The organism is Eisenbergiella tayi, assembly GCF_001881565.1.
Taxonomy (GTDB): Bacteria; Bacillota; Clostridia; order Lachnospirales; family Lachnospiraceae; genus Eisenbergiella; species Eisenbergiella tayi.
In genome coordinates, this window is the sequence record NZ_MPDJ01000003.1 from 1 (window position 1) to 17,257 (window position 17,257).

Consider the following 17,257-nt stretch of genomic DNA (forward strand, 5'->3'; position numbering starts at 1 on the left):
ATGATTCCGTTTTATATGGTGCTGCGGTCAATGGGGCTTACCAGCAGCTTCTGGTTATATGTCATTCCGTCCATATACAGTTTTTATAACTTTGTGCTGCTGCGCACCAATTTTGCGAACATACCCTTTGAGCTGAGGGAATCGGCCCAGCTGGACCTGTTTCTTATACACCGCTAGATGGGGAGAAGAGGCAGGGGAAAAGGAGATAAGATGAGGACATTAAAAGAAATTCCCTGCGGGGAAACCGTAAAGGTTGCTAAACTGACCGGAGAAGGCGCGGTAAAGAGACGTATTATGGATATGGGAATTACCAGGGGGATTGATGTTTTTGTCAGAAAGGTGGCTCCGCTGGGAGATCCTGTTGAGGTTACCGTGAGAGGATATGAGCTTTCTTTGCGGAAAGCGGATGCGGAAATGATTATGGTTGAATAATTTTTATCCATAAGTTAGTTGATGCTAATAATGAGTAGATTAAACGAATTCAAAAGCATGAAACATACATAGCTGCTATGAGGCGGAAAGAGGTAGAAGATGTCAATTAAAATTGCATTAGCAGGGAATCCCAACTGCGGAAAGACTACATTATTCAATGCGCTGACCGGTTCCAACCAGTTTGTGGGAAACTGGCCCGGTGTTACGGTGGAAAAAAAGGAAGGCAAGCTGAAAAAAAACTTCGGGGGCAATGGTTCCGAGGATGTGATTATCATGGATCTGCCAGGTATTTATTCCCTTTCCCCGTATACTTTGGAGGAAGTAGTCGCCAGAAATTATCTGATTAACGAAAGGCCGGATGCGATTATCAATATCGTGGATGGTACGAATATTGAAAGAAACCTGTATCTCTCCACACAGCTGATGGAACTTGGCATTCCGGTTGTTATGGCTGTCAATATGATGGACGTTGTGGAGAAGAGCGGTGACGTAATACATATTGACAAGCTGAGTAAAAAGCTGGGCTGTGAGGTTGTTGAGATTTCCGCGTTAAAGGGAACCGGTATCCAGAAGGCGGCGGAAAAGGCGATTGGCCTTGCCGGCAAAAAAAATGCGGCTCCTCCGGTTCATTCCTTTGCACCGGAGGTGGAAGGTGTGCTGGATGTCATTGAAAGTAAACTGGGGAGTGATATTCCCGAAGAACAGAAACGTTTCTTTGCCGTCAAGCTGCTGGAAAAGGATGACAAGATTCAGGAACAGATGAGACAGGTTCCTGATGTATCCGCCGAAATAGCACAGATAGAAAAAGAGATGGATGATGATACGGAAAGTATTATCACAAACGAAAGGTACGTATATATTTCTTCCATTATCGGCGAGTGCTTCAGCAGGAACAGAAAAGAAAATATGACTTCATCAGATAAGATTGACCGGATTGTTACCAACCGCTGGCTGGCGCTCCCTATTTTCGCCGTAGTCATGTTTATTATTTACTACATTTCCGTTACTACAGTGGGAACCTGGGCCACAGACTGGGCGAATGACGGCCTGTTTGGGGAAGGCTGGAGCCTGTTCGGACTGGATATCCCCGGTATCCCCGTACTGATTGAAGCCGGATTGAATGCTGTCGGATGTGCCGTCTGGCTGCAGGGGCTGATACTGGATGGTATTGTGGCCGGTGTGGGAGCGGTGCTTGGTTTTGTCCCTCAGATGCTGGTACTGTTCATCTTTCTGGCTTTCCTGGAAGGCTGCGGTTATATGGCAAGGGTTGCATTCATCATGGACCGTGTCTTCCGTAAATTCGGTCTTTCCGGAAAATCATTTATTCCCATGCTTATCGGAAGCGGCTGCGGCGTGCCCGGCATCATGGCGTCCCGTACGATTGAGAGTGACCGCGACCGTAAAATGACTATTATGACAACGACCTTTATTCCCTGCGGAGCGAAGCTTCCTATTATAGCCCTGATTGCAGGCGCTCTCTTCGGCGGCGCATGGTGGGTGGCACCCAGCGCTTATTTTGTGGGTATCGCTGCGATTATCTGTTCCGGCATTATTTTAAAGAAAACCAGGATGTTTGCAGGAGATCCCGCGCCTTTCGTCATGGAGCTTCCCGCATACCATCTTCCCACTGTCGGCAATGTCCTGCGCAGTATGTGGGAACGCGGCTGGTCCTTTATTAAAAAAGCCGGCACCATCATTCTCCTTTCCACCATTGTAATCTGGTTTACCACTTATTTCGGATGGGTGGACGGACAGTTCAAAATGCTGGAGGATATGGAGCTCGATCACAGTATCCTGGCAGCTGTCGGAAATGCGGTTGCATGGATCTTTATCCCTCTTGGCTGGGGAGACTGGAAATCCACAGTGGCGGCCATCACAGGCCTGGTAGCGAAGGAAAATGTGGTAGGTACCTTCGGTATCCTGTACGGCTTCGCGGAAGTTGCGGAAGATGGTTCGGAAATCTGGGGAAGCCTTGCAGGAAGCATGACGACTGCGGCAGCTTATTCCTTCCTTGTATTCAACCTTCTCTGCGCCCCCTGTTTTGCTGCCATGGGAGCTATCAAGAGAGAAATGAACAATGCAAAATGGTTCTGGTTTGCAATCGGCTATCAGACCGGGCTTGCTTATGTGGTATCCCTGTGTGTTTACCAGCTGGGAACACTGTTCACAGCCGGTACCTTCGGAATCGGAACCGCAGCGGCAGTCCTTCTTGTAATCGGCTTCGTTTATCTGCTGGTAAGGCCTTATAAAGAAAGCAAGACATTGAACGTGAAAATAAGGATGGCAGGTGCAAAAAAAATTCGTGCTTGACCTGAAGAAGAGCCTGCATTTTCATGCAGGCTCTTCTTCTGCAAAAAGGGAGGAAGACAAGTGCCGGATATTAAGAATAACCAGGGAAAAAGAAAGCTGCCTGATTCCAGAAGCTATCACAGGTTACAGATGCAGAGAGATATGATTGTGGAAAAGCTCAGAGAGCGGGGCTGCCGGATAACGAAACAGCGTCTGACCTTAATTGATATTATTTTGGAGGATGACTGCTCCAGCTGTAAGGAAATCTTTTATAAGGCTTCCCGGATAAACAGCAATATCGGTTCCGCAACAGTATACCGGATGGTAAGCGTCCTGGAGGAAATCGGGGCGATCAGCAGGAAAAATATGCTCAGGGTAGCCTGTTCCGAGGACTGCAGCATGGAGGATGTCTGTACGGTGGTACTGGATGACAATACGACCTATCATTTGTCAGCCAGAGAATGGAACCAGGTGGTACAGACCGGGCTCAGGGAACGCGGCTACCTGGGAAAAAGAAAAGTGGCTGCGATCACGGTAAGACCCTGCGAATGCGGACAGGAGGACTGTGAGAGGCCGGCGTGTAATTGAGTAAGAACCGAAAAGATCTCATCAGAGGTCTTTTTTTATTGCCCTTTTTTTCAGCCGGAAAAAAGCCGGATATTTACAGACACACACTTCCTGTGGATTCATGTACATGCAGCGTGGGTGTGATCACACGGTGATATGTGTTGATATCATACAGCTCAATTCTGTTTTTAAGCAGTGTCCCGGCCTCCCGTCCCATCAGGTATTCAGACTGGCTGATATGGGTGAAAAAGTCCGGATTTCTGCTGCTGCATACCGGCTTGTCGAAGGACATCAGTGAAACATCTCCGGGAACCTTGACATCCAGAGAGGTCAGCAGGTCGTAAAGGTAGGTGCAGGTGGAGGATTCCGCCGTAATAAATGCCGTAACACGGTTTTGGGTAATCAGGTTCAGAAACAGATCCTGGTAATAACTGAATTTTTTGTGCTTATCCAGAAATTCCACCAGCTGGACGGCATAATCCGGCAGGTTCAGGGAGAGGGCCGTTTCCTGGATCCCTTCAATCCGGTATTTCACGGAGAATGTGTTCCGGTCTGTGGAGGTAACAAAGGCGATCCGCTGATGGCCCAGCTTGTGCAGATGACGGAGACAGAGCTCCCCTGCAGCTTTGTTGTCCGCAATGACATAATTGGTATTCAGGCGCGGAAGATAGCGGTCCAGCAGCACCAGAGGATAATTCTGCAGCTGCATGGCCAGCAGCTGGTTGCTGAAGAAGGGCTGATCCTGGGGAAACAGGACAATTCCGGAGATATTCAGTTCCAGGCATCTTTGAAGCAGATAATTTTCCACAGTGGGATTGTGGCTCTGGAAAATATGGCAGATATAAGTGTCCTCCGGAAAAACGGACTGGACGCCGTTGACCATGGACAGGGAAAAGGAATCTGTGATAGACGGAAGAATGCAGGCGATTTCCGTCATGGACGCGGGCATGGCCGTATGGGAAGAGGGTATCGGCGCGTCCCTGACCAAAGGGGGAAGAAGAACGGATTTGGTCACAAAGGTTCCCTTATGGGGAAAACGGGTGATAATCCCCTCGCTCTTTAATTCGCTCAGGGCCTTGGATACGGTGATGCGGCTGACACCATATTTCTCCATGAGCTGGTATTCCGTGGGTATTTTATCGCCGGGCAGCAGCTGTCCGTCTTTGATTTGGCGAAGAATATCCTCTTTGATTTTTTGATATAAGGGCTGGTCCGGAAAAGTCGGCATGGTGTAATCTCCTGTCTGGCTTATAAATTCTGCCGGTAAAATGATACCTGAAGTATATCGTTTTGTTATGCTAATGTCAATACAAATATTTGAATTATTTGCTATGTTGTATTTGCGATAATGAAGAAAAATGAAAATGTGCAATATTCACAAAATTCACTATTTACGAGAAAAATTAGTTGTAAAAAATATGAAAGATGTTAGACTAATAATTACAAATTAAACGATATATAGTATATATTAAAGGGCGGACTGACAAAATTACGTTGGTTTGTTATGCATGCATATTGGAGCCGGAAAGAAAGGGGAAAGGTGTGGACGTATGGGAGTAAATGAGGGTAAAGGTACGTTAAGCAAAGCGGGGAAGGCTCATAAAAGAAAAGAGCTGTGGCAGCAGGTAAAACGCCACAGGGTATTGTATCTGTTCGCTTTGCCGTGTGTGATCTGGCTGCTTGTATTCTGCTACGCACCGATGGCAGGAATTGTGCTTGCATTTAAAAATTATCGTTTTGATCTTGGGATTTTCGGCAGTGAATGGGCCGGCCTGAAGCATTTTCAGAAGTTTATCACTTCGCCGGAGTTCTGGACAACAATACGCAATACGCTTGTGATAAGCGGCCTGAAAATTCTGATCTGCTTCCCGGCTCCGATTATCCTGGCACTTCTGCTGAATGAGGTGCGGGCGAAACGGTTTAAGCGGGTGGTACAGACATTGAGCTACCTTCCGAATTTCGTCTCCTGGGTAGTGGTGGTGCAGCTGATGACGGTGCTTTTTACACCGTACGGAGGAATTGTCAATCAGATAAGGCAGATGATGGGGCTGGAAACCGTGTTTATCATGGGAGAGAAAAGTGCCTTCTATCCGCTGGTCATTTTCTCCGATTTGTGGAAGGGAATCGGCTGGGGGTCCATCATTTACCTGGCGGCAATCACCGGCGTGGATCAGGAGCTTTATGAGGCGGCGGGAATTGACGGGGCAGGAAGGCTGAAATGTACATGGTATATTACGCTGCCCGGTATCTCAACCACGATAGGGATTATGTTTATCATGGCAATCGGCGGTATTCTGAATGCGGGCTATGATCAGATTCTTCTGCTGCAGCAGCCGGCCAATACACAGATTTCCCAAATCCTTGACACCTATGTAATCCAGACCGGTATTAAGTACGGCAAATTCGAATATGCCACGGCAATCGGCGTGTTCAAATCAGTATTTTCATTGCTGTTGGTTACGACGACGAATCATTTGACAAAGAAATATGCAGAAGTGGGTCTGTGGTAAAGGAGAGGGAAGGATGAAGGAAACAAAGGGGCAAAAAATATTCAAGGTTTTTAATTATACGATTTTGTGTCTGCTCGGACTGGCAACGTTTTATCCGTTCTGGTATGTGCTGGTGGCGTCCTTCAATACCGGGCGGGATTTCCTGAAAGGCGGGGTCTGGCTTTATCCGAGACAGTTCACTCTGGAAAATTATATCATGGCTTTTAAGGATGAAAGGATTTATCAGTCTCTGTCCATATCGGTAAGTGCAACGCTGCTGAGCGTGGTGGTGGGACTGCTGTTTACGGCGCTGATTGCTTATGCGCTGAGTATCCGTACGCTGCCGGGAAGGACTTTCCTTAACTTTTTCTGGTATTTTACAACCATATTCAGCGGCGGGATGATTCCGTTTTATATGGTGCTGCGGTCAATGGGGCTTACCAGCAGCTTCTGGTTATATGTCATTCCGTCCATATACAGTTTTTATAACTTTGTGCTGCTGCGCACCAATTTTGCGAACATACCCTATGAGCTGAGGGAATCGGCCCAGCTGGACGGAGCGAAGGAAACGACAATTCTCATGCGGATTTATATCCCGCTGTCCAAACCGATTCTGGCGACGCTGGCCCTGTTTATCGGCGTGGGCAAATGGAATGACTGGTTTACGGGTGCTTATTATCAGAGCAAGGCCGCGCTGTATCCGGCGGCAACCGTGCTGCAGAAGATTCTGAGCGAGGCGACCGCAAGCTCCCAGGTAAAAGTAGGGCAGGAAACGGCACTTGGTTCCATGACCAGTTATACTTCCCAGTCCCTGCAGATGGCATTTGTTATGATACTGACGATGCCGATTGTCATTATTTACCCATTTTTACAGAAGTACTATGTAAAAGGGGTCATGGTTGGTTCTGTTAAAGGTTAAGCAGCGTCCGCAATGGTACCAGGCGCGGTTTTTACCCTGAATATATGCTTCACATAAATTATCTTAAGGAGGAAATGGGCGTATGAAAAAGAAAAAAGCTTTGGCGTTATTGCTCACAGCAGCGATGACGGTTGGAATGCTGGCAGGATGCGGCGGTTCCGACAGCGCGGCAACAGCGGGAAATGCGGAGACGGCAGACACGGCGGGAGGCAGCACATCCGCAGCCAGTGAAGAGGCTCCGGATGACGGCGAGTATTATGTTGATGAGGACGGCAATAAGTACAAAAAATTTGACGATGTCACTCTCAACATGCTTATCTGCTGGAACGGCGGCTTTAAAACGGCGCAGGATCAGTACAACAACGACGTAGCGGCTGCCATCAGAGAAAAGATCGGCGTAACCGTGGAATTCGAAGGCATCATGATGAGTGAAGCCGAAAAACTGAATATGATGTTTGCTTCAGGAGATATGCCGGACATGGTGAATGCACCTTACTGGGGCGGAACGGCCGGTGAGACGGCGATCATCAAAAAAGCAGGTGTGGAAGGCCGTCTGATTGATATCAAGGATCTGGTGCCGAATTATCCGAATATTGCCGATGCCTATGACATAGGCGTTATCGGGCAGAAATATCTGGAGACAGACATTGATACCCCGGAAAACAACGGCGCGAGATACGTCCTCCCCACGGAGGTGGCAGGAGATGACGCGGATATCGCACAGTGGGGATACGGCGTATTTGTCCGCGGTGATGTTCCCGAAGCGCTGGGCATTGATCCCACTTCCATCAAGACATCCGAAGAGCTTTATGATTTTATGGTAAAAGCAAGAGATTACGGCTTCAAGGATGTTAACGGGAATGACTGTATTGTAGCGACCACCTATCATGACGGCTGGTCCTATGATGATTATATCCAAAGCTTCCAGACAAAAAAGCTGACAAAATTTGAACTGGATGAGAACGGAAATGTTACCTATGACAGGCTGACCCAAAACTATGTGGATAAATATCTGTTCATCTGGAAGCTCGTCAAAGAAGGAATCCTTGATAAGGAATGTTTCAAGACCTCTGATGACAGGGCAAGAGAAAAGGTCGGAAACGGAACCGCACTTTTTACCTGTGCACAGTATGGCGTGACCGTAGATGCGACCAAGCTGACCGGACTGTACGATTCCAATCCGGAAATGAGATATACATGGGTCGGCCCCCTGAACTATAATGATGGTTCTGCGCTGAAGCAGATTGAGCCTGACGGAAGAAACGGTTCCCCGGTTATCTTTTTCCCGAATACCTGCTCCAATATTGACGCGGCGCTTACATGGCTTGACTACGTCAACAGCAAGGAAGGCACAAAACTGATTTGCTACGGCTTCGAAGGGGATACCTATGAAATGAATGAAGACGGACAGCCGAGAATGAATGCGGAATTGACGGAAAAATACAAAGTGGATACCGAAGGCGTCAATGAAGAGCTTCGCCAGAGAGGCATCAACTACATGGCGGCCAGAACTTATGTGGCAAAGAAAAATATGGCATGGTTCGGTGAATCCGGCCCGTTTATGGCAGACGCCGAAAATGAATTTGTAAGAGAGTACAAAACGCTGAGGCCTGTGGAAAAAATACCGGGCTACTCCATAGAAGCATTTGCACCGGGCTTTGACGGTTATCAGGAATTTGCGGAATGGGCGTTTGACGACACGACAGAAAAAGAATACAAGGAACGCGCTTTCTTTGCCGATACGGAAGAGGAGGCGAGAAAGATTCTGGAGGATTATCAGAACTATCTGCTTACCAGCGACGGAGGCAAGATGCAGGCATTCCTTGATTATCTGACGGAACAGTCCAAGACCAGGGATGATATCGCATACTAGAAAGAGAAGATAGTTAATACTTTGAAAAAAGAGATGGAACTTAATGGGAATATATTAAGGGACATCTCTTTTTTTCAGCGGGGGAAAAGGAAGGGAAAAAAATGGCATATATCAGAAATAAAAAAGAGGAATTGACAGGCTATCAGGCAAGCAGGGATTTCCGGCCGTCCGTGGATTTACAGTGTGACTTTGTCATGGTTTACGGAATTGACGATACTATGCCGGACCGGATCAGGCAGTATCGGGAAAAAGGATATGTGCTCCATCTGATGACCGGTATTGCATGGGGGGAGTACCAGGATTATCTGGACGGTAAATGGGACGGAAGAAAGCACTGGGACGAGGGGCAGGTGGAAAGAAGCGGCAAAGATGTGATTCATAATCCCACCGTGCCTTACATGGTGCCTACGGTTTCTTTTTCGGAATATCTGACGGAGCGCATGAAAATTGCCGTGGACATGGGGGTGGAGGCAATCCATGTGGAAGAGCCGGAATTCTGGGACAGAAGCGGTTATTCGGAGGCTTTCAAAAGAGAATATGAAATCTATTATAAGGAGCCCTGGAGACCCCAGCATGAGGATTTGGATGTGCAGTACAAATCAGCCAGGCTGAAGGCTTATCTTTACAGCAGGGCGATAGACCGTGTGAGCGCGGCGCTGAAGGAATACGCGAAGGTGGTCTATAACAGGGATCTTCGGTTTTATGTGCCTACACACAGCCTGCTGAATTATACCCAGTGGAAAATCATGAGCCCGGAGGCTGCACTCATCAACATTCCCACGGTGGACGGCTACATCGCACAGATTTGGACGGGCACGAGCAGGGAGGCCAACGTATACGAGGGGGTATACAAGGAGCGTACCTTTGAAACCGCCTATCTGGAATATGGAGTCATGCAGGAGCTGGTGAAGGGAACCGGGCGCAGGATGTGGTTCCTGAATGATCCCATTGAGGATCTGCCGTCCTATACATGGGAAAATTATGAGTACAATTACAGGAAGACTGCGGCGGCGTCCCTGCTGCATCCGCATATCTGGCATTATGAGATCTGCCCCTGGCCGCACAGGGTATTCGACGGCAGGTATCCCAGGTTCCAGCCCAATATTGCGAAGAAGGATGAAACCAGCTACGAGACGGACCAGTCCAGGCCGATTCCCGGAAGCTATTCCACCCTGCTTTCCGGCATGTTCCAGCTGTTCGGCGATATGGAACAGAAAGAATTCTGTTTCGAAGGCGCGGGAGATTCTGTGGGGATATGTATGTCGGACAGCGGCCTGTTCCAGAGGACCTTCCCGGACGGCATTGTAAACGGCAGAAAGCTGGGAGATCGGTTTGCCATGGCAAAGCACAAAAATACGGGAAATCCGGTGGATGAAGAAGCGGCGGAGGCACTGATGAAGGAAATCCGGGAGGATGAATCGCTGCTGCTCGATTTTATCCAGAGCGATGCGTTCCCCCAGTTTTACGGCATGTCGCTGCCGCTGCTGAAATACGGCCTTCCGGTGAGGCCGGTGCAGCTTGACAATGTACGGCGGTTTGCGGGATATCTGGATACGCTGAAGGTTTTGATCCTCAGCTACGAGTATATAAAACCGGAGGCCCCGGACATCAATACCGCCGTGCTTTCCTGGGTGATGAACGGAGGAACTCTTCTGTATATCGGGGATGGAAGCGACCCTTTCCACAGAATCGATTCCTGGTGGAGAAAGTCCGGCTATGAGAATCCCGCCCGGCATCTGTTCCGCCTGGCCGGCATGGAGGAGACGCCGGAGGACGGTGTCTATCCTGCCGGAAATGGAAAAATCGTGGTTTGGAATATGGTTCCTGCCAAAATCTGCCTCAGCAGAGAGCTGGCGCAGGAATACCGGTATAAGGTGAAGGACGCGCTGGAGAGCCTGGGGCTGTCATGGGAGTTCCGCAATGATCTGACTCTGCACAGAGGGCCATATATTATTTCCGCGGTTATGGATGAGAGCGTTACGGATGAAAAGAAGGTATGGGAAGGTCTGTTTGCGGATCTGGGTGAGAATGATTACCCGGTTATCACGCACAAGGAAATCGGCCCGGATGAAACGGCGCTGCTGTTTGATTTCGATACGATCCGGGAAGAGACGTTCCGTGTGATCGGCACCTCCGCCAGAGTGCTGGATGCGCAGACAGATGACGGCGGCTTTCAGTTAAAGCTGAAGACTGCGGATAAAATCAGGGCATATACCAGAGTACGTCTCCCTCAGAAGGCGGCTGCTGCGTTAGCGGTGGATGAGCAGGGACAGCATGTGCCAATGGAGGTTAATTGGGATGATGCCTCCCGGACCTTGCTGCTGTGCTATGACAGCCATTCGGAAGAAGTGACGGTGACCGGCAGGTGGGAGAACTGAGGACAGGAGCAGAGGATGCAGACAGTTAATATTTTCAATATACAGCATTTTTCCGTGCATGACGGGCCGGGTGTGAGAACCGTGGTATTTTTTAAAGGCTGCAATCTTCACTGCCGGTGGTGCCATAACCCGGAATCCATTCATAAGGAAAAGGAAATCCTGCTGTATCCGGATCGGTGCATCGGCTGCGGGGCATGCGTAAAACAGTGCCCCGCAGGAGCGCACAGCTTTACGGAGGGCGGGCACAGGATAGACAGGAATAAGTGTATCCATTGTTTCCGCTGCTGTGAGGAATGCTATGCCGACGCGCTTGTATGCGTGGGGGAAGAGACGGATACGGAAACGGTTATGGATGAAATCCGGCGGAATAAAGGATACTTCGACCATTCGGGAGGAGGTGTGACCTTTTCCGGAGGGGAATGCATGCTGCAGACAGAACCGCTTCTGGAGTTGCTGAAAAGCTGCAGAAGGGAAGGGATCCATACGGCGGTGGACACGGCGGGAAACGTGCCATGGTCTTCCCTGGAAGAGGTGCTGCCCTGGACCGATCTGTTTTTATACGATATCAAGGCGTTTGATCCTAAGGTACATAAAGCCTGTACCGGCGTCACCAATGAAAGGATTCTCGAGAACTTCAGGAGTCTGGCGGACCGCGGCGCTGTCGTCACGGTAAGGATACCCTATGTACCGGAGCTGAATGGGACACAGCTGGAAGGAATTGCCTCTTTTCTCTCCGGATATCCGCAGATAAGGGCCGAGCTGCTGCCCTATCACAGTATGGGAAATTCCAAGTACCATGCTTTGGAGGAGACATTTTTTGCAGGGACGGCGCCGGATAAAAAAGCGGTGGAACAGTTAAAAAAGAAATATCATTTTTATTGAGTTTAGGAAGGAGGAGAATGGTGAACACAGAAAAAGTAAAAATGTCTCCGTTATACCTGACCTTAATCAGACAGCTACATCAGGATAAGGTGGAGATTAATGACAGAAAAATCGGGCGGCTCGGTTCGATTGATATCGATGATCACGGATTTATCGACTTCCCGGAATTCCATTTTGAACCGGAGGTGTGTGAGGATGGTCTGGTGCACGGCTGTGCGCTGATAGGGAAAAACTTCCGCCGGTTTCTCAATGAGATGCCCAAATATATCAACAGAAGCAGCGCGCTGGCCTGCTGCTGGGTGGGTACCCTGGATCGGTTCATGCCTCTGAGGCTGGCGGAGGAAGACAGACCTGCGCAGCTTCAGGAGACCATCCGCAAATACAGAATTACGCAGGCAGGCTTCGGCGGCATGAATCATCTGTGCCCCGACACGGAAATCGGCCTGAGGCTGGGCTGGAAGGGGCTGCTGGATAAAATAAGGTATTACAGGAAGAGAAACAACCCGGCGGATCCTGATTTTTATGAAGGGGAGGAACAGCTGGTGCTGGGAATCCTGGAGTGGGTGAAGGCCCATCAGCTGCTGGCCGAACAGCTGGCCCGGGAAGAAACGGATCCCTTCCGGAAGGAAAATTATGAGGCGATAGCGGCGGTGAACGAAGCGCTGTGTTTCAGGGCTCCTGAGACATTCCGTGAGGCCGTTCAGTTCCTCGCCCATTTCCAGTCTGTGGACAGGACTTATTGCGGAGGAGGCGCGCTGGGGTCTCTGGATACCCTGTTGGAGGAATATTTTGAAAGGGATACGGCAAAAGGGATTCTGACGGAGGAAGAGGCCGTATGGATGATCGCCAGCCTGTTTTTTAATGATACACACTATACCCAGATAGGGGGACTCACCCCGGCGGGAGACAGGGAGGTGACAAGCAGGCTTTCCTTTGTTATCCTGGATGCCATGCACCTTCTGCAGATTCCCACGAATCTGGCCGTCCGCGTCCATGCGCCGGTGCCGGGACAGACGGAAGAAGCGGAAATCCTTCTGAAACGGGCGGTGGAGTATACGCTGGAGGACGGCAGCGGCGTCTGCTATTCCCTGGAAAAGGGAATCAGTGAAGGTTTTGCGAAAAACGGGTTTCCCCTGGAGCTGGGCCGGATGCGTGTGAAATGCGGCTGCAACTGGGTTGCCATTCCCGGAAGGGAATATCCGCTTCAGGATGTGACCAGAGTCAACATGGCTGTGGCACTGCACTATGCGCTGGAGGATCTGGAAGCGGAGGGGGAATATACGACGGAACGTCTGTGGGAGCTTTTCTGCACCCATCTGGGAATTATGGTGGATTGTATCAAGAAAGGCTATGACAGACATTACGAGGTGATGCAGAAGGGAATGCCGGAAATTGTGCTGAATCTGTTTATGCACGGCCCGATGGAACGGGGACTCAACTGCTCCAACGGCGGCGTGGATATCCTGGATCTGAATATCGACGGAATTGCCCTTGCCACCACGGCGGATTCCTTTGCCGCGATTGAGCAGAGAGTGGTACAGGAAGGAAAGATCACATGGGAAAGACTCTTTGAACTGCTTCATACCAATTATGAAGGAGCGGAGAGGGAACGGCTGATGCTGAAAAATATCAGGCGGTACGGCTCGCCCCAGTCAGCGGCTGAAGCATGGGCGCTGAGAATCAGGGACTATTATGTGAAAATCTGCAAGGAGACTCCGACGCCTGAGCATCATCTGATGATTGTCCCCGGCATGTTTTCCCATGGGGACGTGTACGCCTATGGAAAGAACCTGGAGGCCACACCCAACGGCAGGTTTGCGGGGGATCCCATTTCCCATTCCTCCGAACCGGATCCGGGATTTGCGAGAGGCCTTGATACCTTTTCCCCCGCGCTGAAGGCCAACGCGGTGGCTGTTACGCAGCCCGGCTATGGAAACTCCGCACCGCTGCATCTGGATATCGATACCGGACTTGTGGAAAACGAAGGCGGGGCCGACGCGCTCGTGGCATTGATTCATGCGCATGAACAGGCGGGCGGGACATTAATAAATATGAACTGCATTTCGAAAGAAAAGCTGTTAAAAGCGCATGAGGATCCGAAGGCCTATCCGGATTTGGTGGTACGTGTGACAGGATATTCCGCATTTTTTGCTTCTCTGTCAAAGGAATACAGGCAGCAGATCGTGGATCGTTTCCTGGCGGAATAAAGGAAGAGAATACAGACAGGGTGAGGAGCGCTCCTTTTCGCTCCTCCCTTTTGTAAAGCGCTTTTGGGCGCGGACAGGAGAGAGATGGGGATAATGAACGCAGAATGGCGGGACAGGGTAAAACACTGGCTCCGCACGTTAAAAGATGATTTTTATGAGCCTTTGGGGGAACTGGCATGGGAGGCATTTCCCACCATGGAATATCTAACACAGGAGGAAGCGCTTCAGGGAGCGTTTGCACCGGTGAAGCCCGGTTTTACTTGGGGAAAGACCTATGAATACTGCTGGTTTAAAGGTAGTCTGACAGTGCCGGAAAGAGCGGCGGGGGAAAGAATTGTCATGAACCTGCAGCCGGGAGGGGAATCGGCGCTTTTTGTGAACGGAAAAGCTTTCGGGACTTATCGGGCGTCCTGGGTGGATCAGCCGCATCAGTTCATGGAAGACAATATCCTTACGGTGTCCGGCAGGCCGGGGGAACGTTTTGAGATCCTGATGGAAACCTATGCCGGGCATTACTTCCCGGAATCGCCCACAGGAGGCTGCTGTACCGGGCCTGTGCTGCCCGGTGCCTATACGGATCCCAAACGGGAGGGGGAGAGATGCACGCTGGGGCTTTGCACCTTCGGCATCTGGAATGAAACGGCTTATCAGCTGTTTATAGATGCAGATACCCTGAACAGACTGCTCGCCGTGCTGGATGAAAATTCGCTGCGCGCGGCAAAAATTGCAAAGGCCCTGGAGCAGTTCACGCTGACCGTGGATTTTGAACAGGGAAGGGAAGAGAGAATCCGTTCCTATGAAAAGGCGAGAGAAGAACTGCAGCCGCTGCTGAAAGCGGAAAACGGATCCACGGCTCCCTGCTTTTATGCCATAGGAAATGCCCATCTTGATTTGGCATGGCTGTGGCCAATGGCGGAAACCTATCGGAAAACGGAACGGACCTTCGCGGCACAGCTCAGGCTGCTGGAGGAATATCCGGAATATAAATTCCTGCAGAGCCAACCGGCTTCCTATGAAATGTGCCGCAAAAATTATCCGGAGCTGTTCGAACGGATCCGGGACGCCATCCAAAAAGGCAGATGGATAGCGGAAGGCGCCATGTGGGTGGAGCCGGATACCAATATGGCGGGCGGCGAAGCGCTGATCCGGCAGCTGGTGCACGGCAAAAGATATTATAAAGAGGTGCTGGGCACAGAGAGCGAAGTGCTGTGGCTTCCGGACACCTTCGGCTATACGGCGGCCCTGCCACAGATATTAAAAGGCTGCGGCGTAAAATATCTTGTGACACAGAAGATATTTTGGTCTTATAATGAAGGGGACCCCTTTCCTTATCATTATTTCAACTGGGAAGGCATGGACGGAACAAAGATCGTTTCCTTCCTTCCCACAAGCTATACCTACAGGACGGATCCGGAAGAAATAAACAATATCTGGAACAACCGGACACAGAAACAGGATCTGGACGCATTTCTGCTTCCTTATGGCTACGGCGACGGAGGCGGCGGCCCTTCCCGCGATTTCATCGAGTATGCGAAACGCCAGGAGAATCTGGAAGGCGGCGCGAAGGTGAAGATGGCCGGCCCGGGAGAATTTTTCAGGGATATGGAAAAACAGGGAGGCCCTGTACATACCTATGTGGGAGAACTTTATTTCAGCGCCCACAGAGGAACCTATACCTCACAGGCGAGGACCAAGCAGTATAACCGGAAATGTGAGCTGGCGCTCCGGGAAATGGAGATGTGGGGTGCCCTGGCGGAGGCGAAGGGAATTCCCTATGAACGGGATAAAGCGGACGCGCTCTGGAAGGAGCTGCTGCTGCATCAGTTCCATGATATTCTTCCCGGCTCTTCCATCGCAAGGGTTTATGAGGAAGCGGAGAAGGCGCTGGGGGCCGTGCTTACGGATGCCGGCAAGCTGGCGGAGGGATCGGCAAAGGCGCTGACGGATCAGAGTGCAGGGGAAGCTGTCACGGTCTTTAATTCTCTTGGCTTTGCACGAAAAGAGCTTGTTTCCCTTCCGGAATGCTTTGCCTCCGGCGCGGAAACGGCAGACGGGGAACCGATTCCGGTACAGGCGGCGCAGGGAACCGTAAAAGCTCTGGTGACCATCCCTTCCTGCGGAGCCGTGACACTGGTTCCGTGCGAAACAGCCGAAAGCCTGCCTGAGGGCGCGTCAATTGCCGTGACGGAGGACGGGTATCGTATGGAAAATGCCCTGATAGCTGCAGAGATCAATAGGAACGGTGAAGTTACCAGCTTTGTTCTGAAGGGATCCGGCAGAGAATTTGCTGCCTCGCCCATGAACCGGTTCCGCATGTACAAGGATGTGCCGCGTATGTTCGATGCCTGGGATATTGATTCCAACTATGTGGATCAGGAGGTGGAAGCGGCAGCCGACATAACCACGGAGATCATCGAGGAAGGCCTGGAGGCCGTGCTGAGGGTAAAAGGAAGAATCGGCAGCTCTTTCTATACCCAGGATATCCGGCTGCGTGCGGACAGCAGAAGGCTGGAATTCGAAACGGAGATCGACTGGAGGGAACTGCACAGGCTTCTGAAGACGGTATTTCCGGTTGATGTGTATGCGGAAAACGGGATCAATGAAATCCAGTTTGGTTATGTGCAGCGACCCACACATCGTTCCAGACAATACGACAAAGACCGCTTTGAGGTATGCAACCACCGTTACAGCGCTCTTTGCGACGGCTCCCACGGCGCCGCGGTACTCAATGACTGTAAGTACGGGATCAGCATGAACGCAAATGCACTGGAATTAACACTGCTGCGCGCAGCCGCCAGCCCGGAAATGCGTGCGGACAACAAAATCCACCGTTTTACCTATGGGTTTACGGTGTGGGAAGGAAGCTTTACGGACAGCGATGTGGTAAGGCAGGGGTATGAACTCAATGTGAAACCGCTGGTCACAGCAGGAAGCACAAAAACCTTTCGTGCAGTTCAGGTGGAAAAAGAAAATGTGATCCTGGACACTCTGAAACCGGCAGAGGATGGAAGCGGGGATCTGATTCTCCGCCTGTATGAGTCTAAGAAGGCATCGGTAAGCACTCGCGTGGAATTCAGTTTCGGCTGCTGCAGGGCTTATCTGTGTGATATGCTGGAAAATGCGGAAGAGGAAATTCCAATGGAAAACGGGGGTATCCGGCTGGAATTCAAGGCTTTTGAGGTAAAAACCGTCAGGGTTCAGACCGGTCTGCATACCTGACG

11 protein-coding genes are annotated in these 17,257 nt (G+C 50.5%); 10 read left to right on the plus strand and 1 reads right to left on the minus strand.

All coding sequences use genetic code 11. From position 1 onward, the window contains the following. Positions 1-210 precede the first annotated feature (210 nt). The 3 genes from BLA28_RS11340 (at position 211) to BLA28_RS11350 (ending at position 3,309) form a co-directional block, all read left to right on the plus strand. Entirely contained in the window at positions 211-432 is a 222-nt protein-coding gene (locus BLA28_RS11340) for a FeoA family protein (RefSeq protein WP_044969534.1), read from the plus strand. A 99-nt stretch (positions 433-531) separates the two neighbouring features. Then, positions 532-2,742, plus strand: coding sequence for a ferrous iron transport protein B (gene feoB, locus BLA28_RS11345; RefSeq protein ID WP_069158851.1), 2,211 nt, complete (start codon positions 532-534; stop codon positions 2,740-2,742). A 60-nt stretch (positions 2,743-2,802) separates the two neighbouring features. Then, positions 2,803-3,309 (plus strand): transcriptional repressor, encoded by a 507-nt coding sequence (locus BLA28_RS11350; RefSeq protein WP_081330172.1) that lies wholly within the window; start codon positions 2,803-2,805, stop codon positions 3,307-3,309. Between the two features lie 73 nt (positions 3,310-3,382). On the opposite strand, the gene BLA28_RS11355 is transcribed toward BLA28_RS11350, so the two are convergent. Further along, positions 3,383-4,516, minus strand: a complete 1,134-nt coding sequence (locus BLA28_RS11355) for a GntR family transcriptional regulator (protein ID WP_069158852.1) — start codon at positions 4,514-4,516, stop codon at positions 3,383-3,385. Positions 4,517-4,838: 322 nt separating this feature from the next. Here BLA28_RS11355 and BLA28_RS11360 point away from each other — a divergent pair, with 322 nt between their 5' ends. The 7 genes from BLA28_RS11360 to BLA28_RS11390 all read left to right on the plus strand — a co-directional run bounded on the left by BLA28_RS11360 (position 4,839) and on the right by BLA28_RS11390 (position 17,255). Further along, complete coding sequence (locus BLA28_RS11360) at positions 4,839-5,798, plus strand: ABC transporter permease (RefSeq protein WP_044972621.1); 960 nt, start codon at positions 4,839-4,841, stop codon at positions 5,796-5,798. Between the two features lie 13 nt (positions 5,799-5,811). Beyond that, positions 5,812-6,696 carry a carbohydrate ABC transporter permease gene (locus BLA28_RS11365; protein WP_009250980.1) on the plus strand — a complete coding sequence of 295 codons (885 nt, stop codon included), beginning with the start codon at positions 5,812-5,814 and terminating at the stop codon, positions 6,694-6,696. Positions 6,697-6,778: 82 nt separating this feature from the next. Continuing rightward, positions 6,779-8,569 (plus strand): type 2 periplasmic-binding domain-containing protein, encoded by a 1,791-nt coding sequence (locus BLA28_RS11370; protein WP_069158853.1) that lies wholly within the window; start codon positions 6,779-6,781, stop codon positions 8,567-8,569. 101 nt (positions 8,570-8,670) lie between these two features. Then, positions 8,671-10,947 (plus strand): hypothetical protein, encoded by a 2,277-nt coding sequence (locus BLA28_RS11375; RefSeq protein ID WP_069158854.1) that lies wholly within the window; start codon positions 8,671-8,673, stop codon positions 10,945-10,947. A gap of 15 nt (positions 10,948-10,962) precedes the next feature. Next, entirely contained in the window at positions 10,963-11,829 is an 867-nt protein-coding gene (locus BLA28_RS11380; protein WP_069158855.1) for a glycyl-radical enzyme activating protein, read from the plus strand. A gap of 17 nt (positions 11,830-11,846) precedes the next feature. Continuing rightward, positions 11,847-14,036 carry a pyruvate formate lyase family protein gene (locus BLA28_RS11385; protein WP_069158856.1) on the plus strand — a complete coding sequence of 730 codons (2,190 nt, stop codon included), beginning with the start codon at positions 11,847-11,849 and terminating at the stop codon, positions 14,034-14,036. Between the two features lie 93 nt (positions 14,037-14,129). Next, on the plus strand, positions 14,130-17,255 hold the full coding sequence (locus BLA28_RS11390; protein ID WP_330388906.1) for an alpha-mannosidase: 3,126 nt from the start codon (positions 14,130-14,132) through the stop codon (positions 17,253-17,255). The last annotated feature ends 2 nt before the right edge of the window (positions 17,256-17,257 follow it).

Bases quoted from the DNA above. Each gene is read 5' to 3' on its own strand.
- BLA28_RS11390 (WP_330388906.1), top strand. From the start codon at position 14,130: ATGAACGCAGAATGGCGGGACAGGGTAAAACACTGGCTCCGCACGTTA.
- BLA28_RS11340 (WP_044969534.1), top strand. From the start codon at position 211: ATGAGGACATTAAAAGAAATTCCCTGCGGGGAAACCGTAAAGGTTGCT.
- BLA28_RS11375 (WP_069158854.1), top strand. From the start codon at position 8,671: ATGGCATATATCAGAAATAAAAAAGAGGAATTGACAGGCTATCAGGCA.
- feoB (WP_069158851.1), top strand. From the start codon at position 532: ATGTCAATTAAAATTGCATTAGCAGGGAATCCCAACTGCGGAAAGACT.
- BLA28_RS11365 (WP_009250980.1), top strand. From the start codon at position 5,812: ATGAAGGAAACAAAGGGGCAAAAAATATTCAAGGTTTTTAATTATACG.
- BLA28_RS11355 (WP_069158852.1), bottom strand. From the start codon at position 4,516: ATGCCGACTTTTCCGGACCAGCCCTTATATCAAAAAATCAAAGAGGAT.
- BLA28_RS11380 (WP_069158855.1), top strand. From the start codon at position 10,963: ATGCAGACAGTTAATATTTTCAATATACAGCATTTTTCCGTGCATGAC.
- BLA28_RS11360 (WP_044972621.1), top strand. From the start codon at position 4,839: ATGGGAGTAAATGAGGGTAAAGGTACGTTAAGCAAAGCGGGGAAGGCT.
- BLA28_RS11370 (WP_069158853.1), top strand. From the start codon at position 6,779: ATGAAAAAGAAAAAAGCTTTGGCGTTATTGCTCACAGCAGCGATGACG.
- BLA28_RS11385 (WP_069158856.1), top strand. From the start codon at position 11,847: ATGGTGAACACAGAAAAAGTAAAAATGTCTCCGTTATACCTGACCTTA.